This is a genomic window from Mycobacterium kyogaense, from assembly GCF_003254575.1.
Classification (GTDB): Bacteria; Actinomycetota; Actinomycetes; order Mycobacteriales; family Mycobacteriaceae; genus Mycobacterium; species Mycobacterium kyogaense.
Genome location: NZ_QJUA01000038.1, coordinates 32,077 through 55,863 on the forward strand (window position 1 = coordinate 32,077; position 23,787 = coordinate 55,863).

Below are 23,787 nucleotides of genomic sequence, written 5' to 3' on the forward strand. Positions count from 1 at the left end.
CGCGGCTCAGACGCCGACGGGCTGGCGCACGCTGAGCGCGAACGGTTCGGTCGCGAGGAACTGCGAGTAGAGCATGCCGATCGTGGATTCGACGGCGTGCACGCTCAGCCCACCGGCGTAGTCCGCGAGGAACAGCTCGCCACCGTCGGCGCTGTGCGCCACGCACGACGGCCGGGCCGGCGTCGTCAGGGCGTCGACGACCTCGAGACGCGTCGCGTCCACGACGTGGACACGGTCGTAGTCGACGACGTAGACACGTGCCTCATCGCGACTGAGTGACAGCTGGGTCGGCGCTCCACCGACGGTGATCGTGCCGGTCACCCGCGCGGTGGCCAGGTCGATGACGTGCACTGCACCACCGATCGTTCGATCGGAGGTCAGGGCGTACACGGTGTCGCCGGCACAGGCCAGATCGCGCAGCGGCGAGCCGACGGGCACGACCCGCTGCACGCGCGCGGTCTCCGCGTCCACGATGACGAGCTGGCTGCCGCGGTCGTCGGTGACGGCGACCAGCAGGCGCCTGCCGCGGGGGTCGAGCGCCAGGGCGTCGATGTTGGCCGCCGGACCCTTTCCGATGTCGATGGTTCCGGCGCGCTCCGCGGTGACGTCGATGACGGTCACCTCGACGCGGTCGCCCGAAGCGCGGCCGGCGTAGAGCCGCTTGCCGTCGGGTCCGACCGCCAGTGCGGTGATCCCCGAGGCGACGGGGAACGTTGCCGTCACGCCGGCAGTCTCCACGTCGACGACGACCACCGCGTCCTGCTGCGCCGAGGTGACGCTGACGTAGGCGCGGTCGTCACTGACGACGACACCTGTCGGCTCGCCATCGAGACCGAGCACGGCTCGCTCGTCGAGCGTGTGGGGGTCGAGCAGAGTGAGGGTGTCGTCGGCCGGGTTCGCGACAGCAATCGCGCGAGGGCCGGCGGCGATGTCGCCGACCGGTCCACGGCCAACCCTCAGGCGGCGCACAGCGCTCGAGTCGGATTCCTCGACAGCCACGTCGGCCACAGGGGTCTCGTCGGACACATCCGTGTGCTTGCGCACCGGCATCCACGTGGGCATCGCAAATCTGGCCATTGCAGTCTCACCTCCCCCGGGACGACGTCTCCCGGGTCCGATTACGTCTGTCAGCAACCCTCGCGGGCGCGGATCTGAATCGAGTGTATCGACCAAAAATCAAGGTCAGAGGTGCCAAAGGTCACCTGCGCGAACGAGCGCGGAGAAACTCTCAACACATACTTAGACTTCTCTTGGTTATCAATTCGTTACGTTGCGATGGCAACGAGCAAACAGCCGATGAACAGCACGGCATCGGTGATCCGCAACCGCTGTCAACGACTGTGACCAAGTCGGCGCACTCAGGGTTTCTTAGAGTCCAGCCGCGAAGTGAGTGCCAGATCACATCGGGACACGGCAGCAAATTGTTCGCGGTGGACAGCGCAACGGCGCTCAGGCCGGTTCGGCTCCGCGGAGGATGGGCACGTCGGCCCGGGGAATCAGGCCTTCGGGGTCACACAACTGCAACACCCGGGCCACCGCCGGGCTCCCGACCACGCACCACTCAACGTCCTCGCGCGAGAAATGTGCGCTGATCGCATACAGCGCGGACGCGCCGTCGAAGGCCATGAACGGCACTGCGGTGAGGTCGACGACCACCGCCCGGCACACACCGGCGGCTTCTCGGATCGCATGCGCGAAATGCTTGGCGTTGGCCGCGTCCACCTCACCGGCGACCGCGACCGTCGCTTCTTTCGCCCGACCACGACCGCGCGTCCGAGTCGCAACAGTCAGCTCTGTCGAAGCCACAGAGAAGCTTCGGCAGTCTGATGACCTGCTCCGAATGGACGTGACGGTCATGGCACGGACATCACTGCGACATGGGCTGTTACTCCGCAGCCTTCTGACGGGCCTCGTTGGCCTTGGCTTCGGCGCGCGCCTTCTCGGCTTCGGCCTCTTTCTGGGCTGCTTCGCGCTGAGCGTCGGCCTTGTCCTGCTGGGCTTCGCCTTCCTCCTGCAGATCGTCGCGGCCGGTTACGACGCCGGCGACCTCTTTGGCCTTGCCCTTGATGCCCTCGACGACACCCTTGACGGCTTCTTCGGGACCAGAATTGTTGTCACCCACGGGAGCGCTCCCTCTTCAGTGTTGTGCCCGGACGGATCGTTCCGCTCCGAGGAGCGGCTCGGCCGCTCAGCGATGCGTCTGTTCCCTGGTCCCCGGGAATGTCAAACATTCAACCAGCGAAGTCGCTGAGCGCAACGTCCAATGACGAGAACAGTTCGATGTAGTCGGCCAACCCCATGATCGTCATCGGCCTGCTGGTGGCGGGACCGTCGGCCACCACCGCGAAACGCGTGTTCTCGCCGAGCTGCTTGCGGGTTGTCATCAGCACTTCCATGCCGGCCGTGCCGAGGAAGTCCACCTCGGTCATGTCCAGGATCAGGCCCGCGGGATGACGGTCGGCCGCTGCACTCATCACGTTCTGGAGCTCGGGAGCGGACAGCATGTCGACAGCACCGGACGCCGCGATCACGACAACGCCGTCGACCTGGTGTTCGCTGAATTGCTGCACGCGCGATGCCTCTTCTCTCTTCGCCCTGCGGGGGCGCTGATGTCACGAGGCTGCAGTCTGAACCTGCTCGACGCGTTGTCGGTGCCGACAACCGGCTACAGGCTATCGGAGTGCCTGTGCGGGCGCGTGGACCGGATCGGCCGACCTGCGTGCATCCCCGCCGGCGGCGACTACCGTGGAGCACGCCTGACGTTGGCACATCTCGCGGGCACATGGCTGAAATCGGAGGTGCTCCGTCCGCACGCGCACACAACTGGCTGAAGAGGTCGAACTCGGCCTCGCCGGCTCGTTGCACCCCAGACGCACCGCGATGCGGCTCCTGACGCTGCTCAAACCCGAGCTCGCGGATTGGGCCATGCTGGCGATGCCGGACGCGCGCAGCGGCGGGCTTCTCCTCCAGGGCGGCGAGTCGGTGGGATTCACCGCGACGATCTCGCAGACCTCGATCGCCGGCAGCCGTCTGGACCGGGTGCTGCGCACCGGGAACACCGATGTCACCTCGGACATCGCCGCCGATCCGTCTCTCACCGGGCTGCTCCCACATCCTGCCTTGCGCGCCGAGGTCGCCGCGCTGGGGTTGACGGATCTTCTGGTCGTCGGGCTCAACGCGCGCGGCGCCACCTTGGGAGCGCTGCTGCTCGCTCGCCGCGGAGCGTTCGACGCGGACGACACCACGTTCGCCGGTCATCTCGCCGCCCGTGCCGCCATCGCGCTCGATTCCGCGCGGCTCTACGAGGAGCGCACGCAGATCGCGAGCGTGCTCAGCAGAGCGCTGCGGCCACCGTCGCTGCCCGACATCGAGCACTTAGATCTGGCGGCGCGCTACCGTCCCGCGGCAGAACACATCGACATCGGCGGCGACTTCTACGACGTGCTCGGCTCCGACCGGGACTGGCTGATCACGCTCGGCGACGTCAGCGGCAAGGGCGTCGAAGCAGCTGCTCTCACCGGGCGTACCCGGCAGAGCGTCCGCATGGCCGCCTATTTCGACCGCCGGCCGGCGATGCTGCTGCGTGCGCTGAACAGCGTGCTGTACGAGACGCGGCCCGAGCAGTTCGTCACGGTGCTGTGCGTCGGATTGCACATCGCCGAGTCCGGCTCGCACGTCGACGTCGACCTGGCCACCGCGGGCCATCAGGCGCCCCTGGTCATCCGCAGCGACGGCCACGTGGAGCAACTCGAGGTGTTCGGAACCGCGTGCGGGATGATTCCCGACGTCGAGTACCGCACCATCACGGTGCGGCTCGATCGCGGCGACACCATGCTGATGTTCACCGACGGCGTCGACGAGGCGCACGGCGCGCAGGGCCTGTTCGGCGTCGACCGGTTGCTCGGTCTGCTGCCCGCATACGCGGGCGCATCGCCCGACGTGGTGTGCGAAGCGGTGGAACAGCAGGTTGTCGAGTACGTCGACGGCCGACCCCACGACGACATCGCTCTGCTGGCAGTGACGTGTCCGCGCTGACTGGATCCGATGGCTCGACTCCTCCTCCGTCGTCGTCAAGCGACGACGATCAACACGATCGGATGCTGCGATATCGGGACGCGGTCGCCGCACGTGACGCCGGCGCCGTGCAGTCGCTGATCGACCGCCTGCTGGCTGACGGTCTCGACCCGGTGACCGTGTTGACCGACGTCATCGCCGCGGTGCAGCGCGACAACGGGGAGCGGTGGCAGCGGGGCGAGTGGACCATCGCCGAAGAGCACGCCGCGACCGCGATGGCGGTGGCCGCGACCAAGGCGGTGAGCCGTCATGTGCGCTCGGTCGCGCCGACGCGCGGTCGAGTTCTGGTGGCCTGTGCGGAGCGGGAGTGGCATGCGTTGCCCGCGATGATCATCGACTGCACGCTGCGCAGCGACGGGTGGGACAGCATCCTGATGGGTGCGGCCACCTCGCCGGTGCGGCTGAACCAGTATCTGCAGGACTACGGGCCCGAGGCGGTGGCCGTCAGCTGTTCGGTGCTGGGCTCACTGCCCGCCACGAGGCGGTTCATCGAGGCCAGCACCGCCGCGGGGACACCGATCGTGGTGGGTGGTCCTGCGTTCGGCTCTGACGACGTGCGCGCCAAGGCGCTGGGTGCGACCGCGTGGGCGGCCGACGCGCACGGGGCGCTGACTGCTGTCGCGAGCCTCCCTCCGGTGGTTCCGCCGGTCTCACCGTTGCCGCCCCGGGCCGCGGCTGAGCAGGCCGACCTCGAACACGATCACCGCGCGATCGTCGACGAGCTCGCCGCATCCTGGTCGGTGACCGCCGGCGGGCGTCTGAATGCCGTCGACAAAGCCATGGCAATCGACGCGCTCAACCAACTGCTGCATGCGGTTTCGGCGGTCCTGCTGACAGGTGACAGCAGGCCGATTCCCGAGACGGTGGCGTGGATCGCCGACGTGGTCACCACGCGGGGACTCGCCGCGTCCGTCGTCGACGAACTCGCCGGCACGGCATCGACGGCACTGCGCAATTACCCGCTGTCGCGCACCATCCTCGACACCCACTTCGCCGACGACTGCTGAGGGCGCGGGGGCGTGGAATGGTCGCGCTTCCCTCCGGCGTTGAACCGTTCGGCCGTGGGCACCGTGTCACCGGTTGACACGCTCGACAGAGCCGACATCACAGGGAGTTTCACGATGACCGCGACTATCCGTACAACCGTCACGGCAGGCTTGCTCGCTTCGGGAGCGATGCTGGCGCTGGCAGTCCCGTCACAGGCTGCGCCCACCTCGGACGCCAATGCCGGCGGCAACGCCGTGGCGACCATCAACCAGCTCAAGGCCTCGGGCGCCGATGTCCGGGTGAATCGCATCGGCAGCGCACCGTTGGACGAATGCGTCGTCACGAACGTGAACAGCATCTCGAGTCCGCCGCAGATCATCCCCGTCAACCGTGACGACATCAACGTGTTCACCACATTCCCCCAGCCCAAGGTGACGGTCACGCTGAATTGCTCATAGCGACACCGGATCGGACGAAACATACTGTGGCCGTTCGGTGTCCGAGCCGTGACCGGATCCAAAGCGCGCACCTAGGCTGCGCAAAGAGCCTACCCACGCCGCGGCCCTAGCGTCGTCGCTCGTGTGGTCATCCGCCACGCACGACTCGACGAACGGAGCGACGTATGAACCTCACCCGCACCCTGGGCGCCTCGGCTGTTGCTGGGGCGTTGCTCTTCACTGGCCTCGCCTCGGGGGTCGCAGGCATCGCGGCTGCGCAACCGGGCGGACAACAATGCGGAAGACCGGGTGCGCAGGCATGCCAGCCGGCGTCTCCGGCCAACAACAACGACTGGCAGCGTCGCGGCATCGACCAGGGCCGCCAGGATCACCAGCCCTTCCAGTACCAGGGCCAGCAGGTCCAGCCGATGCGCGCAGGTAACGGCGATGGCTGGGGATTCTGGTTCCTGGGCCGCTGGATTCGGCTCTAGCGTGTGGCGCGCGGGCGGTGCACCATCGAGGACGCCGGCCGCACCGCTCGCGCGCGCCTCCCGCACAACCCTCGACCCGGACTTTAGCCTTGGTGGCCGTGACCACCTTGCTGGAACCGTCGCTGGCGGAGCTGGATTTTGAGCCCGACATCCTGTGCACGTGCCGACGCTTCTGCGGTCCGCTGGCGCACCCGGCGCAGTGGTGGGTCACGCTGTCGTGCGGATGCCCCTATCCGATGTGCCGCCGTGCTCTGCGAATTGCCAACGTGCGATTGAAGGTTCGTCCTCTGATGTGCCGGATGTGCGCCGCCGACCAGATCTCGATCCGGTCGGTGGCGCCGATCTGACGTCAGCCGCGGGTGGGCTGCACGGGCTGTTCGTCTGCGGAAGGCTGCGCCGCGGGCCGCAGGACCGACGGTCGCATGCGCTCCGGCAGGGCCCGCAGGACGAGTCCGATCGCGGCGATGACACCGACCGCGATCGCGACACCGACCGGGCCGGCGAGGCTGGGAAGCATGTTGTCGATGACCATGAAGATGCCGAATACCCCGAACAGCGCTGCGGCGACCACCTGGATGAGCCGCTCCGGCAGGTGCTTGCCGGCGACCGCTCCTACCAGGATGGCCAGCGCGTCGGCGGCGACCATGCCGATCGTGGAGCCGATCCACACACCCAGCCAGTTGTTGTCGGCAGCCAGCGTGATGGTGGCGAGCATGGTCTTGTCACCGAGTTCGGCCAGCATGAAGGCCGAGGTGACCACGAAGAACGCGGGCGCGGTGGCACGCTGGGCTCGAGAGGCCTCCTGATCGGTGAGTGAGTCACCGCGCAGCGTCCAGAGGCCGAAGACGATGAACATCACGCCCGCGATCAGACCCAGCAGGTGGGTGGGGAGGGCGGCACCCAGGTAGTGCCCGATGGCGACCGAGAGAATGTGCACGGCGGTGGTGGCCGCGAGGATCGCCGACAGCACCACCCACCACCGGTATCGCAGGGCGAACATCATCGCCATCAACTGGCTCTTGTCGCCGAGTTCGGCCACGAAGATCACGGCGAAACTCAGCAGCAGGGCGGCGATCACTACGGCTCCTCTGGTCGTGGCTGTCAGCCGGATCGGGTCATGCCTCCGGCCGGCAACCGAAATACGATGCACGGCCGAAGGTCTCGCCCACCGAATCACTTGGTCCGGTTCGGATGACCGGGCAGGAACGCGTGCGTTGCGCCAGTATGTCGACCATCCGATTGGGGGCTACTCCCCTTCATTGTCGGTAAGGCTACCCTCCGATCGGGGCGACCGCAACCCATGACGTTCGAAAGAGACTGGTGCACAATAAGTTTGACCGATCGAGTCGAATTGTTCGGGTACCCGCATCCAGAAGTGACGCCTCTAGGATGCGTCAGCGTCATGCACCAGGATCCCCCGAGTGAACAAGAGGTGAAACCCCTTGCGCTACATGTTCTTCTGCGACAGAGAGCCAGGTGCCGTCGGCGATGACAGTCCGGGGAAACTCCTCATGGCTGGGCGCGCCTGCACCGTCGGGGTAGGCGAATCCGTCGACGATCACGTCGACCCACGCTTGGCTCTGACCTGGGTCGGCACGCCCCACGCGCGGTTCTCCGGCGGAGCCGATTGCGGCCGGCAACGCACACCCCAGCACGTTCTCGAATCCGACGAGTCGGTAGCCGCGATCGCACAGCAGCGGCGCGCTACCAGGGTCGGCCAGTGTGCAGAGTTCGACGGCGACTCCGGCGCGGTGATCGGCGAAGGTCCGCTCGATGTCATCGAGCACGTCGGCGGCGGGCAGTCCTTCGAAGCCGAACCCCACCGCCTTGTTCATCGGGGAGTTCGTATCGGCGGAGCACGCCAGTCCGCCCGCGACGGGTGGCGGCTCGAGTCGCCGCCCCGATGAGATCGACTTCGGCGCGTTCGATGCGCCGAGCCAGCTCGTTACCGCAGAACAGCATTCCGCCTGTGTGTGGTGTTTGGCGGCCGGGTGAAAAGAGAATATTGGACCGTGACCGATTCCAGCACACCCGAGGACGCAACCCAGGCCACCGAGGAACAACGCGAGTTGCAGGACAAGCTCGATCATCAGGACGACGACGCGGACGCCCCCGGGGGGTGGCAGACGCGCCACCAGATCCCCGACGAGAACTGACGGACTAGTCAGCCGAGTCCGAAGGTCCGCGTTCGGGCACCATCCGGTCCCGCAGGCTGTCGTAGATCGGCGCCGATCCGGTGAGCTGAGCGGCGATCACCGCAGCGGCGGTCGCGGCCAGCATCGGCACAGTGACCGAGGTGGTCGCCGTCATCTCGATGACGATCACCATCCCGGTGACGGGCGCGCGCACCGTGGCGGAGAAGAAGGACGCCATCCCGACGATCGCCATCGGAATGGCCAGCCCGCTCAGGTCGTGCGGCCAGATGGCGTCGAGAATCGTGACGAAGCCGACTCCCCACAGCGCTCCGATGGCCAGTAACGGGGCGAAGAGCCCACCGGGCACTGCGGCCGAATAGCTCAGCGGCCCGGCGATGAACCGCACGGCCAGGTAGCCCGCGATCGCGGTCAGGGCCAGGGTGTGGCCGCTGAGAACGAGTTGCGTGATGGTCTGCCCGTCGCCGACCGACAGCGGAAGAAGCACCGCGGCCAGCCCGATCAGCGCGCCGATGAGGGGCGCCTTCACCGTTGTCGGGATGCGTACGACAGTGGCGACGTGGTCGAGGAACCACAGCACCGTCACGTTGTACGCGGCCCCGAGAAGTCCGGTGAGCAGTCCGAAGATCAAGAACAGCGGCAGCCAGCCCAGCGCCGGAGCGGCCAACGGCTCGACCGCGAAGTCGGGGTGGTTGCCGAGGATCAGCCGCGTGCACCCCACCGCGGTCGCGGAGGCCAATGTGGTGGCGAGCACCAGCTGCATGCGGAACGATTTGCTGACCTCTTCGACTGCGAAGAGCACACCGGCGATCGGCGCATTGAAGGCGACCGCCAGCCCGGCGCCGCCGACAGCGGTCTGCATGAGACGGACATCTGCGTCACTCAGGCGGGCGTGCCTGCCGGCCTGGGCGCCCACCGCCGCACCCATGTGGACGGTCGGGCCCTCCCGGCCGAGGACCAGGCCGGAACCGAGGGCCAGCACGCCGCCGACGAACTTCGCGAACAGCAATCCGATCAGCGGTGGGCGTGCGTGGCCGTGGTACACCGCTTCGACGTGCTGGATGCCGCTGCCTGCGGCCAGCGGCTGCCGCCGCACGATCAACGCGGCCAGCCACGCCCCCAGCGCAGCCGCGGCCACCGGGATCAGCCATCCAGGGCCGGGCAGGTGGTGCGCCCACTCGATCAGGTCGAGACGTAGGCGTTCGGCCTGTTGCAGACACCAGCGAAAAGCGCCGCCGATCAGGCCGATGACGACGCCGGCAAGGGTCGCGGTGGCGGCGAGGACGAGCGATCCCCGCGCGGTCACCGGCGGCTACTCGACGACGAAGACGGGGATCTGCCGGTCGGTCTTGGTCTGGTACTCCGCATATGGCGGGTAGGCCTCGACGGCCAGCGCCCACCAGTGCTCCCGCTCGTCTCCGGAGATCTCGCGCGCCGTCATCTCCTGCACCTCGGTGCCGTCCTGCACCGTCACCGCCGGGTTGGCCTTGACGTTGTGGTACCACGACGGGTGCTGGGGGTCGCCGCCCTTGGACGCGACCATCGCGTACTTGCCGTTCTCCTCCACGCGCATCAGCGGCACATAGCGCTTCTGGCCGGACTTCGCACCGATCGTCGTGAACAGCACGACGGGCCGGTCCATGATGTGAACGCCCTCGGTGGTGCCCTGCTCGAGGATCTGCTTGGTCTGGTCGCGAACCCAGTCGGTGGGGCTCAGCTGCGGTTGCTCAGTCATGCCACCAGTCAACACCACCGACGTGACGATATTCCGGTGACCGACGAAGATGTCATGGCACTCAGAGCACTTTGGACAGGAAATCCTGCAGCCGTGGGTGTTTGGGATGGTCGAACACCTGGGCGGGGGTGTCGTCCTCGACGATGTTGCCGTCGGCCATGAAGATCACCCGCGAGGCCACCTCCCGCGCGAAGCCCATCTCGTGGGTGACGACGACCATGGTCATCCCCTCGGCGGCCAGCGTCCGCAGCACCTCGAGCACGTCGCCGACCATCTCCGGATCGAGCGCGCTGGTGGCTTCGTCGAAGAGCATGATCGACGGGCTCATGGCCAGTGCACGGGCGATGGCGACGCGCTGCTTCTGCCCACCTGAGAGCGTCGCGGGTTTGACCTGCGCCTTCTCGGCCAGGCCGACCTGCCCGAGCAGCTCCATCGCCCGCTTCTCGGCGGCCGCTTTGTCCATCTTCTTGGTCAGCAGCGGCGCCAGCGTGACGTTGTCCAGCACCGTCATGTGCGGGAACAGGTTGAAGTGCTGGAAGACCATGCCGATGCGCTGGCGCACCTTGTCGAGGTCGATCTTCTTGTCGGTCAGGTCGAATTCGTCGATGACCACGGTGCCGTCGGTGATGTCCTCGAGCTTGTTCAGGCAGCGCAGGAACGTCGACTTGCCCGAGCCCGACGGCCCGATGACGCAGACGACTTCGCCCTCTTTGACCGTGGTCGTGATGCCGTCGAGCACCACAAGATCACCGAACGACTTCTTCAGGTTGTCGATGCGGATCTTCACCGCGCCCGTGGATTCGGTCGCGCTTTCGGGTGCGAGCTGGTTCATTTCACGAGCCTCTTCTCCAGTCGGTCAGAGAGTTTGGTGAGCGCCATGATCACGATGAAGTAGATGATGCCGATGATCAACCACATGTTGAACGACTGGTAGTTGCCGGCGATGATGATGCGGCCCGTCTGGGTGAGTTCGGCGATGCCGATCACCGACAGGATCGAGGTGTCCTTCAGCGTGATGACGAACTGGTTGATGTAGGACGGGATCATCGTGCGGATGGCCTGCGGCAGGATCACCTTGCGCATGGTCGGCAGGTAGCCGATACCGAGGCTTCGCGCCGCCTCCATCTGCCCCTTGTCCACGGATTGGATTCCGCCGCGGACGATTTCGGTCATGTAGGCGCCCGCGTTCAGGGACAGCGTGATGATGCCCGCGGTGAGCGCCGACATCTGGAAGCCCAGCGCTGACGGGATGCCGAAGTAGATGAAGAACGCCTGCACCAGCAGCGGGGTGCCGCGGAAGATGTCGACGAACGTGGTGCCGATCGCGCGGAGCCAGACGGCCCTCGACACTCGGAACAACCCGAAGATGATGCCGAGGATCAGCGCGAAGAAGATCGAGACGACCGTCAGGATGATGGTCATCTTGAGGCCTTCGAGCAGCAGCGGGAAGGTGCTCTTGATCAGGCCGAGGATCGAATTGTCGTCTGTGGTGGCCTCTTCGCCGAGGTAGGCACTGATGATCTTGTCGTACTCGCCGGAGGCCTTGAGGTTCTTGAGGCCTGCGTTGAACTTGCTGAGCAGTTCGGCGTTCGCCCCCTTGTTGACGGCGAAGCCGTAACCGGTCGGGTCTTCTTTCGGGGTGACCGTCTTGAAGCCGTTGCCCTGCGCGATGCCGTACAGCAGCACCGGGTAGTCCTCGAAGACGGCGTCGGAGTTTCCGGTGCGCACCTCGTCGAACATCGACGACGAGTCGGCGAACGAGACCACCTGGAAGCCGTACTTGTCCTTGATGGAGTTCGCGAAATCCGAGCCCTGGGTGCCGTTCTTGACGGCCACCCGCTTGCCCTTGAGGTCTTCGTAGGACTTGATGGCGTCGTTGGACTTGAGCACGGCCATCTGGATGCCGGACTCGAAGTACGGGTCGGAGAAGTCGAACACCTTGCGGCGTTCGTCGGTGATCGACATGCCGGCGATGACGCCGTCGACCTGGTTGGCCTGCACGGCTTGCAGCGCGGCGTCGAATCCGAGCGGTTTGATGTCGACGGTGAAGCCCTGATCCTTGGCGATCGCCCGGATCAGGTCCATGTCGATGCCGACGAAATTGCCCTGTTTGTCCTGGAACTCGAACGGCGCGAACGTGGTGTCGGTGGCGACCGTGTAGGTCTGCCCCTGCGCCCGGGCCTGCGGGAGTGCCTGCGGAACTGTCAGCGCCGAACCGACGCCGAGCACGAGCAGTACTCCGAGCAGTGAGACGACCCTGCCCCACCCTCGCGCTCTGCGCGGGACTCTGCGCGGGACCGTGGGTCCCGACCAACCGGCTCGCATGCTGAACCTCCCTGTCGGTGATGATCTCGCGAACACGCTAGCCCCACCGAAGGGCGCTGGAGCTGATTATCGGGTCGACACGGTCAGGTTCGCCCCGCTCGCAGCTCGGCATTCTCGGCCTCCAGCGCCGCGAGTCTGCGGCGCATCGGCTCCAGCGCACCCTCGAGTTCGGCCAGCGTGTAGCGGGGGGTGATGTGCTGCGGGCAGTTCCAGTCGTAGGCGGCGACATCGACGACGACGGCGCGTTCGACCACCGCGTCGTAGGTGGGATCGGTCATCGATGCGACGAGCTCGGGGTCCTGCGGCGCGGTCACGATCCGGGCGCGTCCGAAGACCTTGAGGCGCCTCGTGTGGGCGTGATCGAGGAAGATCAGCGCGACGCGCTGCTCGCCGCCCATGTTGCCGGTGCTGATGTACTGCAGGTTGCCGCGGAAATCGGCCCACCCGATGGAGTGGTCGTCGAGAACCTTCACGAAACCGGGCGGTCCGCCCCGGAACTGCACGTACGGCCACCCCGTCTCCCCCACCGACGCGAGGTAGAAGTGGTCTCGCTCGGCCAGGTAGTCCCGCTCGTCGCCGGTGAGCCGGTCAGGCGCGGGCGCCGCCGCGCCCGCGTCCACCTTGCGTCCGTAGAACGTGGCGCTCCCGTGCTCGTCCTGCACCGACCGCACGGCCGGGGTGAACGCGATCGATGCGTAGTGTCTGCTCACTGCAGCGGGATCTCGTGGCCGTGTTCGGCCTCGGGGCGCGGGCCGAAGTAGCGGCGTTCCGACTCGTCTATCGCGACGTCGTTGATACTCGCCTCGCGCCGGCGCATCAGGCCGTGTTCGTCGAACTCCCACAGTTCGTTGCCGTAGCTACGCCACCATTGACCGGAGGCGTCGCGGCACTCGTACTGGAACCGCACACCGATCCGGTTCTGCCGGAATCCCCAGAGGCTCTTGCGCAGGGCGTAGTCGTGTTCGCGCTCCCATTTGGCGGTGAGGAAGTCGACGATCTGCGCCCGCCCGGTGACGAACTGGTCGCGATTGCGCCACACGCTGTCTTCGGTGTAGGCGAGGCTGACCCGGTGCGGGTCGCACGTGTTCCATGCGTCCTCGGCGGCCTGGACTTTCTGCAGAGCAGTGGTCAGGTCGAACGGGGGAAATGGTGGCCGTGATTCCGTCATGGTCGTGCGCCTTCCCGGGTCATCGCGGTGACCACGTCGTTCGTCGTCGCGACCTCGTGGGCGAGGAACGCGTAGTTGATCAGTGCTGCCTGGTAACCGTCGCCGAACACCGGATGGCGCGGACCTGCGGTGGCGTCGGTGACGACGACGACCTCGAAGCCCTGTTCGAGCAGGTCGCGTAGGTGTGATTCCACGCAGATGTTGGCCAGCATGCCGCACAGCACCACCGTGCTGATCCGGCGCTTGCGCAGTTGCAGGACCAGGTCGTTGGTCTGTGGCCCCCAGACCTTGTGCGGGCTCACCACGACGGTGTTCGGGTGGTGGATCAGCGGGTCGAGTTCGGCCAACCAGGCCGCTCCCGAGCCGGTGAATCCGTCCAGGGTCAGCGGCCCGCGCCGGGCGAAGGTGTCGGTGCGCAATTCGTCGGTTTCCAGGGGTCCGTTGAACAGCCACCGGTGGTCGGTGGGATAGAAGTAGTGCGGCGAGACGAACGCGCCGTATCCGCCGTCGTGTGCGGCGGTGAGCAGCGTGGCCAGATGCTCGACGGTCCGGTTCTCGGTGACGCTGTCGCGCAACACTTCCCAGTTCTTGCCCGTCGGGCTGAGCACGTCGTTCTGCGGGTCGATCACGACCACCGCGGTGCTGTCCGGCGGGTAGTTCACGGCTGCCTCACCTTTCGGCCGAGAAAGTCTCTGATGTAGCCGGCGATCTCGTCGCCGTGGGTCTCCAGCGCGAAGTGGCCGGTGTCGAGCAGGTGGTACTCGCCGTCGGGCAGGTCGCGCTGGAACGCCTCGGCGCCCGCGGCGCCGAAGATCTGATCGTTGCGCCCCCACGTGACCAGCAGCGGCGGCTGATGGGTGCGAAAGTATTCCTGGAACCCCGGGTAGCCGTCGAGGTTGAACTGGTAGTCCCAGAAGAGTTGCAGCTGGATCGCGTCGTTGCCCTTGCGGTCCAGCCCTGCCTGGTCGAGCTGCCACGTCTCCGGGGCGATGCGGTCGAGTCGATCGGCGGGCACCCCGTGGGTGTACTGCCACCGGGTGGTCTCGACGGTGAAGTACTCCCGCACCGAATCCTCGTTCGCAGCGCGATCTTTCGCGTGCGCGAAGAGGCGGTCCCAGAACGGGGTGAAGCCCTCGAGGTAGGCGTTGCCGCTCTGGCTGATGATCGCGGTGATGCGTTCGGGTCGGGCGTGGGCGATGCGCAGCCCGATCGGTGCGCCGTAGTCGTGGATGTAGATCGCGAACCGCTCGAGGCCCAGGTGCTCGATCAGCTTCTCGGTGATCTCGGTGAGCCGGTCGAAGCTGTAGGTGAACTGGTTCACCGATGGCATCGCCGACTGACCGAAGCCGATGTGATCGGGTGCGACGAGGTGGTATTCGTCGGCCAGCGCGGCGATCAGAGTGCGGAACATGTGGGAGCTGGCCGGGAACCCGTGCAGCAGTAGCAGAGTGGGGCGGCTCGGGTCGCCGGCCTCCCGATAGAAGTGGTCGAGCCCGTCGATGGTCGCGGTGTGGTAGCGCGTGGTGGTATCGGACACCTACTCAGCGTGCCGGGCGTCGGAGACGGCGAACAAGGACCGATCCGGGATCGCATTCATCGGGCAGGCTGATCAATCGCGTCGCGGGCTTTACGATCGTCGGGTGGAGTTGCGCCAGCTGGAGGCGTTCGTCGCGGTGGCGCGCGAGCTGCATTTCGGACGCGCCGCCGAGAAACTCCACATCGCTCAGCCCACGCTGAGCGAATTGATCCGCCGCCTCGAGCGGGAAGTCGGCGCGCCGCTGTTGACGAGGACGACGCGGCGGGTTGCCCTCACGCAGGCCGGTGTCGAATTGTTCGGCCGCGCGGTCAGCATTCTCGACGACGTCGAGGGGGCTGCGGCGGCGGTGCGCCGGCTGGCCGATGGGGACACCGGCACGGTCCGGCTGGGAATCACTCCGCCCGCGGCACCACTGTTGGCGCCGCACCTTGCGCAGGCACTTCGGCGGGCCGCACCCGAGGTCGAGCTGTCCGTGCGCCGGATGTGGCTGCCCGATCTGCAACAGGCGATCGGCGAGGGCGCACTCGACGTCGCGGTCACGTGCGGTCCGGTCACCAACCCGCCCGGGATCCTGAGCGAGGTGTTCTGCGCCGAGCCCGCGGTGGTGGGCTTGCGGCAGGGTCACCGGCTGGCCGAGCGTCCGTCAGTCGACCTCACGCAGTTGGCGGGCGAGACGCTGGGCGTGCACAGCGAGGCGCTGTTCCCCGCGTGGTCGCTGGCCTTGCAGCAGATCCTCGATGATGCTGGGATCGCGCCGCCCACAGCAGAATTGGTGGAAATCGACCTGTCGGCGCACCGCTGGGCAGAACAGTCCGAGGTGGGCTGGACGCTGACCACGGCCGCCGTGGCGGGCGCGGCACCCGGGGTGGTCCTCATTCCGCTGGATCCCCCACGGTTCATTCCCTACACGCTGCAGTGGTGCCCGATCCGCGCGACGACCGCCGCGGTGGGCAGGTTCGTCCATCTCGCGTTGTCGGTCGACGTGCCGCCGGGCTGGGTGAGCCAACCCGACCACCTCCGACATCCGGGCCGCTGATCCGTCACTTGGCGAAGCGCAGCACCGTGGCTTCGACGAGTTTCTGCAGGCCCCGGCTGGCCGACTTGCCGACCGCGGCGGCCGTCCGTTCGACCGCGTTCGGCGGCGTGGGCAGATAGACGGTTGCCTCGTCGCCGATGCGCACGGTGCCCGCGGTGGCGACGTCGCAGTAGATTCCGAGGAATCGGTTCGTCTTCTCCGCCAGTTGCCGAGTCACCGACAGGTCCTTCTCCAGGCCCGGTTGCGGCCTGGTACCGACCACGCAGCGGATCGTCGGATTGGTCACCGAGAGCACAACGGTGCCCAGATGCACTTCACCACCGACCCAGGCGGATTCAGGGAACGGGTCGGGGCTCTCGACGTCGACGAGCACGTTGGGCCGGAAGCGCCGCACGTCATACGGTGTCGCATCGGCCGAGAGGCTGCGCAAGCTGGCCGTGCTGAGCACGTGCACCGGGCTGAGGTCTACGAACGTTCCCGGAGGAGTGGAATACCGTGCCAGAGTCACCATTTGGCGGGTGGTGAACACCGAGGTGTCCGGCAGCTCGTCGGTGGTACCGAGCCCGAAATCCTGGCGGACCTGATCGGCGGCGAAGTTGCCCAGCGAGGTCTGCAACGACATCCGGTGGGCGCTGGTGTCGTTCACCGACGGGAGCGCGGTGAGTCGCACCTCCCGGCCGACAAGCTCACCGAGGGCGGTGTGCACCGTCGGGTCGTCACTGGTGATCTCCCGCCCGTCCGGCAGCGTGATCACCACGGCGGGCACCTTGCCGGGTCCGGCATCGGGGCCGGGTTCGTCGACGTAGCGCGCCGAGCACTGCAGCAGCACCGGGATTCTGCGCGCCGAGGCAGTGACCCCCTTCTCGACGTCGCGGACTGCCCACAGCCGGTCGGCGTGCACACCGCGCTCGTCGATACGCAGTTCATCGACGCGGGTGCCGCCCATCGACTTCACCGGAAAGCGCCAGAGCTCAGTGATTTTCATGGTCGGTGTGTCATTCCCTTCGTGAGATGATCCGCCAGCGCGGCACCGAGGCGCTGCCCGGACAGCCACGCCGCTTCGACACGCGGCGCGCCCGACGGGCACCAGGAGTCTCCGCACAGCCCCAGCGGCCGCGCGGTGGTGTCGAGGCTGAACGCGGCGTCGCCGTGGGTACCGGAAGGCTTGGCGAAGGTCCACCGGTGCACATGGGTCCAGTCCGGTTCGCCGGTGATGTCGAGAAGTCGGCGCATGGCCGCGACGACGGGTGCGACGGCTTTGCCGGGGTCCTCGAGGTGCCGGCGCGCCAGGTCCGCGGTGCTGTGCGCGACGAGGACAGCGGCGCCGTCGCCGCGGCGTGATCCGTCGTTGGCGAGGAACGACAGGTCCGGGTCGTCGTTGACGAAAGCGGCGTGCTCGATCGGCCATCGCCGCTGCGACCAACCGGCGGCGACCGCGATCACGGGGTCGTAGCTCACCCACTCACCGCCCGGCGCGGCGACGAGCCGTGCCGCCTGCGGATCGGGCATCGCGAGGACGACGGCGTCGTGGGTCAGGTCGTCGAGGGTCTCGATCGGCGTCGCGTAGCGGACCGGTTCGGGCAGCAGGTCGTCGACCAGGGAGCGCAGACCTCGGTCCGCGGCGAATCGGACGGGTCCGGAGGTGCTGTCACGGCTGTCTGGTGCGAGCACATCGAAGGTGTCGGTCCAGGGGCGGGCGAGTCCTCGTCGCACCCACTCGTCGACGACGGCCTGGAACGCCGATTCCTTGACGGTGAAGTACGCCGCCCCCAGGTCGACACGGCGCCCCTGCACGGTCGGCGACGCCATGCGGCCGCCGGGGCCGCGGCCCCGCTCGACGATGTCCACCGCGATGCCGCGGTCACGCAGTGCCTGCGCGCAGGCCGCGCCGGAGAGCCCCGCTCCGATCACGGCGACGCGCGGCAGCGGCATGTCGGTCATGTGGTCACGGTAGCCCGGCGGCGCCCCCGTGACTCGAGTAGCTCACTACGCACATTCGCGCACCGGTTTTCCGACGGCGCCCTCTGGGCATACCGGGACGCATGGGCAACAGGTCTCGACTGGTGTGGCCGATCGCAGCAGCGGCGGCGTCCGCGGTCGGCGGCGCGGTGTGGTCGGCGCGTCGCCGGTCGGCCGGTGGTCGCCACGAGATGCCCGATCTACCCGGGGCCCACGAGGACGGCACCGTGCACGTCAGCCCTGACGGTCACGTCACGGTCGACCCGAACGCCTAGGATTCGCAACCGGTTCCGTTGCCGTCGCGGTCGAGGTCGTAGATGTCGTCACCGATGACGGTGACGGGTCCCTGAACGTAGGCGGGTCCGTTGCCACTGCCGCCCGCACAATCGACATCGCTGGCGATCGGTACGCAGGCACCTGAGTAGTTCGGATCGCACTCCGCGCCCTGCGCCGCAGGCATCGGACCCCATGCCATCAGGCTGATGCCGAGGATCAACGCTGCACCGCATTTGCTCACAGTGACGAACGCTAACCCGTCGCGTAGCGCCCCACGCTGAAAATGCCTGACACGTTCGCTTTTCGGATCATCCGCCGCGCCGGTCCCGCCGTTCCGGCAACGTGATCAGCACTTTGCCATCTCAGCGCGTGAGCGGTGCCGGTACCCGTCGCGCCGGCCGGGTCCGGATGACCTGCGGCCACCAGAACCACCGGCCCATGAGCGCCGCGATCGACGGCGTCATGAACGAGCGGATGACCAGGGTGTCCACCAGCAGGCCGAGCCCGATCGTGGTGCCCACCTGAGCCATGATCTTCAGATCGCTGATCGCGAAGGTCATCATCGTGAACGCGAACACCAGACCAGCCGACGTCACCACGCTGCCGCTGCCCGCGATCGCACGGATGATGCCGGTGTTGAGTCCCGCGTCGCGTTCCTCCTTGAACCGGGCAACGAGCAGCAGGTTGTAGTCCGACCCCACCGCCAGCAGGATGATCACCGACATCGCAAGGACCATCCAGTGCAACTCCAACCCGAGAATGTGCTGCCACAACAGCACCGCGAGTCCGAACGACGCGGCCAGCGACAGCACCACGGTGCCGACGATCACCACCGAGGCGATCACTGCCCGCGTGATGAGCAGCATGATGATGAAGATCAGGCAGATCGCCGATATTGCGGCGATGATCAGGTCGTAATTCGAGCCGTCGCGCATGTCCTTGTATGTCGCGGCGGTCCCGCCGAGGTAGATCTTCGACGTCTCCAGCGGCGTCCCCTTGATCGCTTCGAACGCCGCGTTCTTGATCTGGTCGATGTGCGAAATACCCTCGGGCGTCGCCGGATCGCCCTGATGCGAGATGATGAACCGGACTGCCTTGCCGTCAGGGGAGACGAACTGCTTGAGCCCCCTCTTGAAATCGGGATTGTCGAAGACTTCGGGTGGCAGGTAGAAGGAGTCGTCGATCTTCGATTGGTTGAACGCGCGGCCGATCGCGTTCGGGTCCGACTGCTGACGGTCCTGCAGGTCCTGCTGGGCCTTCTGTGTCGCGTAGTTCGTCATGATCTGGTCGCGGTTGCGTTCCTGGCTGGCGATCTGCGGTGGGAGAAGAGCCAGCAGCTTGGGCTGTAGGGCGTTGATCTTGTCCAGGCTGATCGTCGTCTGCGCCAGCAGGTCGGTGAGCTGATCGATGCCGTCGAGGGCGTCGAAGATCGAGCGCAGGGCATAGCAGGCGGGTATGTCGTAGCAGTGCGGTTCCCAGTAGAAGTAGTTCCGGATGGGCCGCAGGAAATCGTCGAAATTGGCTATCTTGTCACGTAATTCGTTGGTGACGGCCACCGTCTGTTTGAGGACGTCGGACTGTTCCTGTTGAGCGTTCGCACTTTCCTTCTGCAGCTCCAGCTGCTGCCGCAGAACCCCGATCTGATTGTTGATGTCGCCCGCCTGCCGCAACAGGTCGGCGGTGCGGGCTTCGGCATAGGACTGCGTCAGCTTCTGATTCACCCCCTGCTGGCCGACGATGTAGGGAATGGACGACCCCTCGATCGGTGTCCCGAGGGGGCGTGTGATCGTCTGCACCCGGGCAATGCCTGGTAGGTGGAAGACCTCCTTGGCGACCCGGTCGACGATGAGCATGTCCGTCGAATTCCGCAGATCGTGGTCGGCGACGAGCATCAACACCTCGGGGTTGAGCCGCGCCTGCGGAAAATGTTTGCTGGCAACTTGATACCCGATATTGGCTTCGACTCTGGCCGGCAGGTACCTCTTGTCGTCATAGCTGGTCTTGTACGAAGGCAGCGCGAGCAGCCCGACCATCACCACCGCGATCGAGGCCACCAGGATGGGACCGGGCCACCGAACCACCGCCGTTCCGATCCGGCGCCATCCGCGAGTCCGTTGCGCTCTCTTGGGTTCGAGCAAGCCGAATCGCGACGCGATGGTGATGATGGCCGGGGCCATCGTCAGCGCCGAAATGGTGATGGTGAACATCCCGATGGCCAACGGCACGCCGAGTGTCTGGAAGTACGGCAGCCGGGTGAAGTGCAGGCACAGAGTCGCTCCAGCGATCGTCAGACCCGACCCGAGAATCACATGCCCGGTGCCGTGATACATGGTGTAGAAAGCTTTTTCGCGGTCTTCACCGATGCTGCGCGCTTCGTGATACCGGCCGACCAAGAAGATGGCGTAGTCGGTGGCTGCAGCGATCGCCAGCAGTGTCAGCAGGTTCACCGCGAACGTCGAGAGTTCGATCAGGTGATGCCACCCGAGGAACGCGACCACACCGCGGGCGACCAGGAGCTCGAGAACCACCGTCAGGAGCACGATCAGCACCGTCACGATCGATCGGTACACGAGGAGCAGCATGGTGAGGATGACGAGGAAGGTCACTGCAGTGACGAGCTGCAGGCTCTTGTCGCCGGCGTGTTGCTGGTCCGAACTCAGCGGTCCGGCGCCGGTGACGTAGACGCGGAGACCCGGCGGCGGCGGATGAGCCGCGACGATGTCGCGCACGGCTTTGACCGAATCGTTGGCGAGTGTCTGACCCTGGTCCCCGGCGATGTACAGCTGCACGTATGCGGAGAGGTTGTCGGCAGACTGCGATCCCGACGACGTGAGTGGGTCGCCCCAGAGATCCTGGATGTGCTCGACGTGTGTGGCGTCTTTGCGCAGGTCGGCGATCAGGCCGTCGTAGTACTTGTGCGCCTCGTCGCCGAGAGGCGTGTCGCTCTCCAGGACGATCATCGCCGAACTGTTGGAGTCGTACTCTCCGAACAGTTTTCCGACCAGCTGGGTGGCTTGTAGTGACGGTGCGTCCATCGGGGTGATCGATGCGGAGTTGGCAGCGCCGACCACTTCCAGCTGCGGGACGATGACGTTGAGGAGAGCCGTCAGCGCCAGCCAGGCCAGGAGCACGGGAACGCAGAACAGGCGCAGGAACCGCGGAATCCGGGCGCGCGGGGTGGTCACGTCGCTCACAGGGATTTCACCAGGCAGGACGTCTGCGCGTTGACACCGTCAGAGGCCTGCAGATCACGCACCTCGTCATCGACCAGAACGCGGCAGCCGATGCTGTCACCGTCGCCTTGCGCGATGATCGTGGCGCTCGCCGATGGTTTGGTGGTCTTCAACGTCAGCGACCACGGCAGCGGTGCGTTGTCCACACGGTGTGGTGTCGCGTCGAGGTCGAGGTAGTTGATGTTCGCCACTGTCCCGGTCGGGCCCGTGATCTCGTAGACGACCACTTTGGGATTGAAGGGCTCGGCGTCCTGGGCGAGACCGGAGCCGGGCCGGGTCGTTTCGTTGTTCGAACCGAAGAACCCGTGCATGCGGTACACGACAACCGCCCCGACCGCCACGACCGCCACGATGAGCAGCGGCAGCCACGCCCGCCTGAGAATCCCGACCATTCACGCCCCTTATGCGCCACGCGACATTTCAGTAGGTGGCTAGGCAAACATAGATGGACTGAATACATACGGCAAGCCGATCGGCTAACTTCAATTGAACGATCGGCTATCTGAAATGTCACTCGTCGGAGTCGGGCGGCGTTAAGGTTGAGCCGGTCACAGGAAGGCCTCATAGGAAGGACGGAGGATGGCGCGACCCACTTCTCCGCGCGGATTGGCGCGACAGCGAGTGCTCGACGCCGCACTGTCCCTGTTCGCCGAACACGGCGTCCACGGAACGTCACTGCAGATGATCGCCGACCGCGTCGGAGTGAGCAAAGCGGCGGTGTACTACCAGTTCCGGTCCAAAGAAGAGATCGCGCTGGAGGTGCTGCGACCCTCGATCGACGACATGGCCCGGGTCATTCGCATTGCCGAAGTGCTTCCCGACATGCAGCGCCGACGCGAGGTGTTGGTCAGCGGCCTCATCGAGATGGTGGTCCGACATCGTCAACTGTCGGTCCTGTTCTACGGCGATCCGGCTATCGACCAATTGGTGCGGGATGAACCGGAATTCAGGGTCGTGACCGACCGCCTGCAGGAGCTGCTCGAGGGGCCGCAGCCGTGTATCGCCGATCGGATTGCCCTCAGGGTGTTCCTGTCCGGCGTCTGCCGGGTCGCGGCCGATCCCGACATGTCCGACATCGGCGACAGCGATCTGCAGCGAACCCTGGTCGAGCTGGCGACCCGTCTGCTGGCGCCGACCGATATCGCCGCGCCGGTCTCCTGACCGCAGCGGCCGGCGCGGTCAGGTATTCACGTACTGATGCGTAACGGCGGCGTGACGCCGTTTTACCAGCTCAACACATGCGATGGCGATACTCGAGCCCATGGCCGAACTGAACCACGTACCCGCCACCACGCCGCCTGAGGAGATCTCCGACCTCCTGCGTCGCGACGGCTACGTGATCGTCGACGACCTCGCGTCCACCGCATTGATGGACCAGATCGACGATGAACTCCCGCCGTACCTCGACGCCACCCCGCTCGGCTACAACGCGATGATCGGGCGGCGGACGCGTCGCACCGGCGCACTGGTGGCACGCTCGCCCGGGTGCCGCACGCTGGTCCAGAACCCCACGATGATGGGCGTCTGCGCCGACTTCCTGGGTCACGCGTCGGCTTTTCAGCTGATGCTCACGCAGGTGATCTCGATCGAACCCGGTGAGTCGGCGCAGGCGCTGCACCGCGACCAGAATGCGTTCGACTTCTACCCCTTCCCCGACGACTACCACGTGCAGTGCAACACGCTGTGGGCGCTGTCGGACTACACCGCCGAGATGGGCGCCACCCGGGTCGTTCCGGGCAGCCAGGTCGGCGACAAGAAGCCCACCGACTATGGCGATGACGAATGCCTGCAGGCCGAGATGTCACGCGGTTCCGTGTTGATCTACACCGGCAAGATCGTGCACAGCGGGGCCGCCAACCGTTCCGATCGGGTGCGGCGCGCGATCAATGTCAACTACTGCGTCGGTTGGGTGCGCCAGGAAGAGAACCAATTCCTCTCGGTGCCAATGGATGTCGCGCGAACTCTCGACGACGATCTGCTGAAGCTCATCGGATACCAGGAGGGCGCCTGGGCGATGGGCTACTTCCGGGACTTCGAGGATCCGTTGCGGGCCATCCGCGGGGACGCCGTCGAGTACGGCTTCGACGGCAGCCGCCTCAACGGCGCGGCGAACGCGGCCTTCACCGACTCGCTCACGCACAGCGAGTAACCGTCGTCCCTTAGTTCGTCGAGGGTGGGCGAGGTTCGTAGGGCTGGTACCACCACCATTGGGCGCGTTCCCCGGTTGGGCCGGGGCAGGGTGCGACATTGGGCGGTGGTTGGGTGGGTGGTCGGGCCAACGAGGCTGAGGTCAGGGCGTTGCCGGCGGCGTCGGTGACGACGAGCTGATCGGCGGGGCCGGTGATCGTGATCAGGCCCCGGTGATGGGCCCGATGG

The 23,787-nt window shown here is 66.4% G+C and carries 29 protein-coding genes and 1 pseudogene; 10 read left to right on the top strand and 20 right to left on the bottom strand.

Features of this window, described 5'->3' with window-relative positions:
- Window positions 1-6: 6 nt before the first annotated feature.
- From DMB80_RS21830 to DMB80_RS21845, 4 genes are all read right to left on the bottom strand, one after another.
- Window positions 7-1,077: a YncE family protein gene (locus DMB80_RS21830; protein ID WP_240431330.1), complete on the bottom strand. Its 1,071-nt coding sequence runs from the start codon at window positions 1,075-1,077 to the stop codon at window positions 7-9.
- Window positions 1,078-1,449: 372 nt separating this feature from the next.
- The gene (locus DMB80_RS21835; RefSeq protein ID WP_240431331.1) at window positions 1,450-1,806 is read right to left on the bottom strand and encodes an STAS domain-containing protein; all 357 of its coding nucleotides are present in this window, start codon (window positions 1,804-1,806) and stop codon (window positions 1,450-1,452) included.
- 79 nt (window positions 1,807-1,885) lie between these two features.
- Window positions 1,886-2,122, bottom strand: a complete 237-nt coding sequence (gene mbp1, locus DMB80_RS21840; RefSeq protein ID WP_046362038.1) for a microaggregate-binding protein 1 — start codon at window positions 2,120-2,122, stop codon at window positions 1,886-1,888.
- Between the two features lie 109 nt (window positions 2,123-2,231).
- Window positions 2,232-2,570: an STAS domain-containing protein gene (locus DMB80_RS21845; protein ID WP_111511783.1), complete on the bottom strand. Its 339-nt coding sequence runs from the start codon at window positions 2,568-2,570 to the stop codon at window positions 2,232-2,234.
- A 310-nt stretch (window positions 2,571-2,880) separates the two neighbouring features.
- Here DMB80_RS21845 and DMB80_RS21850 point away from each other — a divergent pair, with 310 nt between their 5' ends.
- From DMB80_RS21850 to DMB80_RS21870, 5 genes are all read left to right on the top strand, one after another.
- The gene (locus DMB80_RS21850; protein WP_111511784.1) at window positions 2,881-4,035 is read left to right on the top strand and encodes a PP2C family protein-serine/threonine phosphatase; all 1,155 of its coding nucleotides are present in this window, start codon (window positions 2,881-2,883) and stop codon (window positions 4,033-4,035) included.
- A 62-nt stretch (window positions 4,036-4,097) separates the two neighbouring features.
- Entirely contained in the window at window positions 4,098-5,081 is a 984-nt protein-coding gene (locus DMB80_RS21855; protein WP_111511785.1) for a cobalamin B12-binding domain-containing protein, read from the top strand.
- Window positions 5,082-5,195: 114 nt separating this feature from the next.
- The gene (locus tag DMB80_RS21860; protein WP_240431332.1) at window positions 5,196-5,519 is read left to right on the top strand and encodes a hypothetical protein; all 324 of its coding nucleotides are present in this window, start codon (window positions 5,196-5,198) and stop codon (window positions 5,517-5,519) included.
- Window positions 5,520-5,683: 164 nt separating this feature from the next.
- Window positions 5,684-5,989 (top strand): hypothetical protein, encoded by a 306-nt coding sequence (locus DMB80_RS21865; RefSeq protein ID WP_111511786.1) that lies wholly within the window; start codon window positions 5,684-5,686, stop codon window positions 5,987-5,989.
- A gap of 98 nt (window positions 5,990-6,087) precedes the next feature.
- Window positions 6,088-6,336, top strand: coding sequence for a hypothetical protein (locus DMB80_RS21870; RefSeq protein ID WP_240431333.1), 249 nt, complete (start codon window positions 6,088-6,090; stop codon window positions 6,334-6,336).
- A 2-nt stretch (window positions 6,337-6,338) separates the two neighbouring features.
- Here the strand turns inward: DMB80_RS21870 and DMB80_RS21875 are convergent, their stop codons facing one another.
- Both DMB80_RS21875 and DMB80_RS21880 read right to left on the bottom strand, forming a co-directional pair.
- The gene (locus tag DMB80_RS21875; RefSeq protein ID WP_111511788.1) at window positions 6,339-7,067 is read right to left on the bottom strand and encodes a TMEM165/GDT1 family protein; all 729 of its coding nucleotides are present in this window, start codon (window positions 7,065-7,067) and stop codon (window positions 6,339-6,341) included.
- Window positions 7,068-7,389: 322 nt separating this feature from the next.
- Window positions 7,390-7,824: a hypothetical protein gene (locus DMB80_RS21880; RefSeq protein ID WP_111511789.1), complete on the bottom strand. Its 435-nt coding sequence runs from the start codon at window positions 7,822-7,824 to the stop codon at window positions 7,390-7,392.
- A 177-nt stretch (window positions 7,825-8,001) separates the two neighbouring features.
- On the opposite strand from DMB80_RS21880, the gene DMB80_RS28215 reads away from it, so the two are divergent.
- Complete coding sequence (locus DMB80_RS28215) at window positions 8,002-8,145, top strand: hypothetical protein (protein ID WP_162231998.1); 144 nt, start codon at window positions 8,002-8,004, stop codon at window positions 8,143-8,145.
- 4 nt (window positions 8,146-8,149) lie between these two features.
- On the opposite strand, the gene DMB80_RS21885 is transcribed toward DMB80_RS28215, so the two are convergent.
- The 8 genes from DMB80_RS21885 to DMB80_RS21920 all read right to left on the bottom strand — a co-directional run bounded on the left by DMB80_RS21885 (window position 8,150) and on the right by DMB80_RS21920 (window position 14,907).
- A complete protein-coding gene (locus DMB80_RS21885; protein ID WP_111511790.1) occupies window positions 8,150-9,448 on the bottom strand; it encodes a ClC family H(+)/Cl(-) exchange transporter in 1,299 nt (432 codons plus the stop codon).
- A 6-nt stretch (window positions 9,449-9,454) separates the two neighbouring features.
- Window positions 9,455-9,877 carry a nitroreductase family deazaflavin-dependent oxidoreductase gene (locus DMB80_RS21890; RefSeq protein WP_111511791.1) on the bottom strand — a complete coding sequence of 141 codons (423 nt, stop codon included), beginning with the start codon at window positions 9,875-9,877 and terminating at the stop codon, window positions 9,455-9,457.
- Window positions 9,878-9,938: 61 nt separating this feature from the next.
- Window positions 9,939-10,709 carry an amino acid ABC transporter ATP-binding protein gene (locus DMB80_RS21895; RefSeq protein ID WP_048422912.1) on the bottom strand — a complete coding sequence of 257 codons (771 nt, stop codon included), beginning with the start codon at window positions 10,707-10,709 and terminating at the stop codon, window positions 9,939-9,941.
- Entirely contained in the window at window positions 10,706-12,124 is a 1,419-nt protein-coding gene (locus DMB80_RS21900; protein ID WP_420812212.1) for an amino acid ABC transporter substrate-binding protein/permease, read from the bottom strand. Before DMB80_RS21900 ends, DMB80_RS21895 begins: the two co-directional genes overlap by 4 nt.
- A 161-nt stretch (window positions 12,125-12,285) precedes the next feature.
- Window positions 12,286-12,912: a pyridoxamine 5'-phosphate oxidase family protein gene (locus DMB80_RS21905; RefSeq protein ID WP_111511793.1), complete on the bottom strand. Its 627-nt coding sequence runs from the start codon at window positions 12,910-12,912 to the stop codon at window positions 12,286-12,288.
- Complete coding sequence (locus DMB80_RS21910) at window positions 12,909-13,370, bottom strand: nuclear transport factor 2 family protein (protein WP_111511794.1); 462 nt, start codon at window positions 13,368-13,370, stop codon at window positions 12,909-12,911. Before DMB80_RS21910 ends, DMB80_RS21905 begins: the two co-directional genes overlap by 4 nt.
- The gene (locus tag DMB80_RS21915) at window positions 13,367-14,032 is read right to left on the bottom strand and encodes a cysteine hydrolase family protein (protein WP_111511795.1); all 666 of its coding nucleotides are present in this window, start codon (window positions 14,030-14,032) and stop codon (window positions 13,367-13,369) included. The genes DMB80_RS21910 and DMB80_RS21915 overlap by 4 nt, the downstream gene beginning before the upstream one ends.
- Window positions 14,029-14,907 carry an alpha/beta fold hydrolase gene (locus DMB80_RS21920; RefSeq protein WP_111511796.1) on the bottom strand — a complete coding sequence of 293 codons (879 nt, stop codon included), beginning with the start codon at window positions 14,905-14,907 and terminating at the stop codon, window positions 14,029-14,031. Before DMB80_RS21920 ends, DMB80_RS21915 begins: the two co-directional genes overlap by 4 nt.
- A 103-nt stretch (window positions 14,908-15,010) precedes the next feature.
- Between DMB80_RS21920 and DMB80_RS21925 the strand changes: the two genes are divergently transcribed.
- Window positions 15,011-15,943 carry a LysR family transcriptional regulator gene (locus tag DMB80_RS21925; protein ID WP_162938659.1) on the top strand — a complete coding sequence of 311 codons (933 nt, stop codon included), beginning with the start codon at window positions 15,011-15,013 and terminating at the stop codon, window positions 15,941-15,943.
- Window positions 15,944-15,947: 4 nt separating this feature from the next.
- On the opposite strand, the gene DMB80_RS21930 is transcribed toward DMB80_RS21925, so the two are convergent.
- Entirely contained in the window at window positions 15,948-16,928 is a 981-nt protein-coding gene (locus DMB80_RS21930; RefSeq protein ID WP_111511798.1) for an MOSC domain-containing protein, read from the bottom strand.
- Window positions 16,925-17,884: an NAD(P)/FAD-dependent oxidoreductase gene (locus DMB80_RS21935; protein WP_240431334.1), complete on the bottom strand. Its 960-nt coding sequence runs from the start codon at window positions 17,882-17,884 to the stop codon at window positions 16,925-16,927. The genes DMB80_RS21930 and DMB80_RS21935 overlap by 4 nt, the downstream gene beginning before the upstream one ends.
- A gap of 101 nt (window positions 17,885-17,985) precedes the next feature.
- Between DMB80_RS21935 and DMB80_RS21940 the strand changes: the two genes are divergently transcribed.
- Window positions 17,986-18,177, top strand: coding sequence for a hypothetical protein (locus DMB80_RS21940; RefSeq protein WP_046362052.1), 192 nt, complete (start codon window positions 17,986-17,988; stop codon window positions 18,175-18,177).
- Here the strand turns inward: DMB80_RS21940 and DMB80_RS21945 are convergent.
- From DMB80_RS21945 to DMB80_RS21955, 3 genes are all read right to left on the bottom strand, one after another.
- Window positions 18,174-18,377: a hypothetical protein gene (locus DMB80_RS21945; protein WP_111511806.1), complete on the bottom strand. Its 204-nt coding sequence runs from the start codon at window positions 18,375-18,377 to the stop codon at window positions 18,174-18,176. The genes DMB80_RS21940 and DMB80_RS21945 overlap by 4 nt on opposite strands.
- A gap of 163 nt (window positions 18,378-18,540) precedes the next feature.
- On the bottom strand, window positions 18,541-21,372 hold the full coding sequence (locus DMB80_RS21950) for an MMPL/RND family transporter (RefSeq protein WP_111511799.1): 2,832 nt from the start codon (window positions 21,370-21,372) through the stop codon (window positions 18,541-18,543).
- Window positions 21,369-21,803: an MmpS family transport accessory protein gene (locus DMB80_RS21955; protein WP_111511800.1), complete on the bottom strand. Its 435-nt coding sequence runs from the start codon at window positions 21,801-21,803 to the stop codon at window positions 21,369-21,371. Before DMB80_RS21955 ends, DMB80_RS21950 begins: the two co-directional genes overlap by 4 nt.
- A 187-nt stretch (window positions 21,804-21,990) precedes the next feature.
- Here DMB80_RS21955 and DMB80_RS21960 point away from each other — a divergent pair, with 187 nt between their 5' ends.
- Window positions 21,991-22,572 carry a TetR/AcrR family transcriptional regulator gene (locus DMB80_RS21960; protein WP_111511801.1) on the top strand — a complete coding sequence of 194 codons (582 nt, stop codon included), beginning with the start codon at window positions 21,991-21,993 and terminating at the stop codon, window positions 22,570-22,572.
- Window positions 22,573-22,672: 100 nt separating this feature from the next.
- A complete protein-coding gene (locus DMB80_RS21965; RefSeq protein ID WP_111511807.1) occupies window positions 22,673-23,560 on the top strand; it encodes a phytanoyl-CoA dioxygenase family protein in 888 nt (295 codons plus the stop codon).
- Between the two features lie 10 nt (window positions 23,561-23,570).
- Here the strand turns inward: DMB80_RS21965 and DMB80_RS21970 are convergent.
- Window positions 23,571-23,787 (bottom strand): annotated as a pseudogene (locus DMB80_RS21970) (hypothetical protein); the annotation flags it as partial.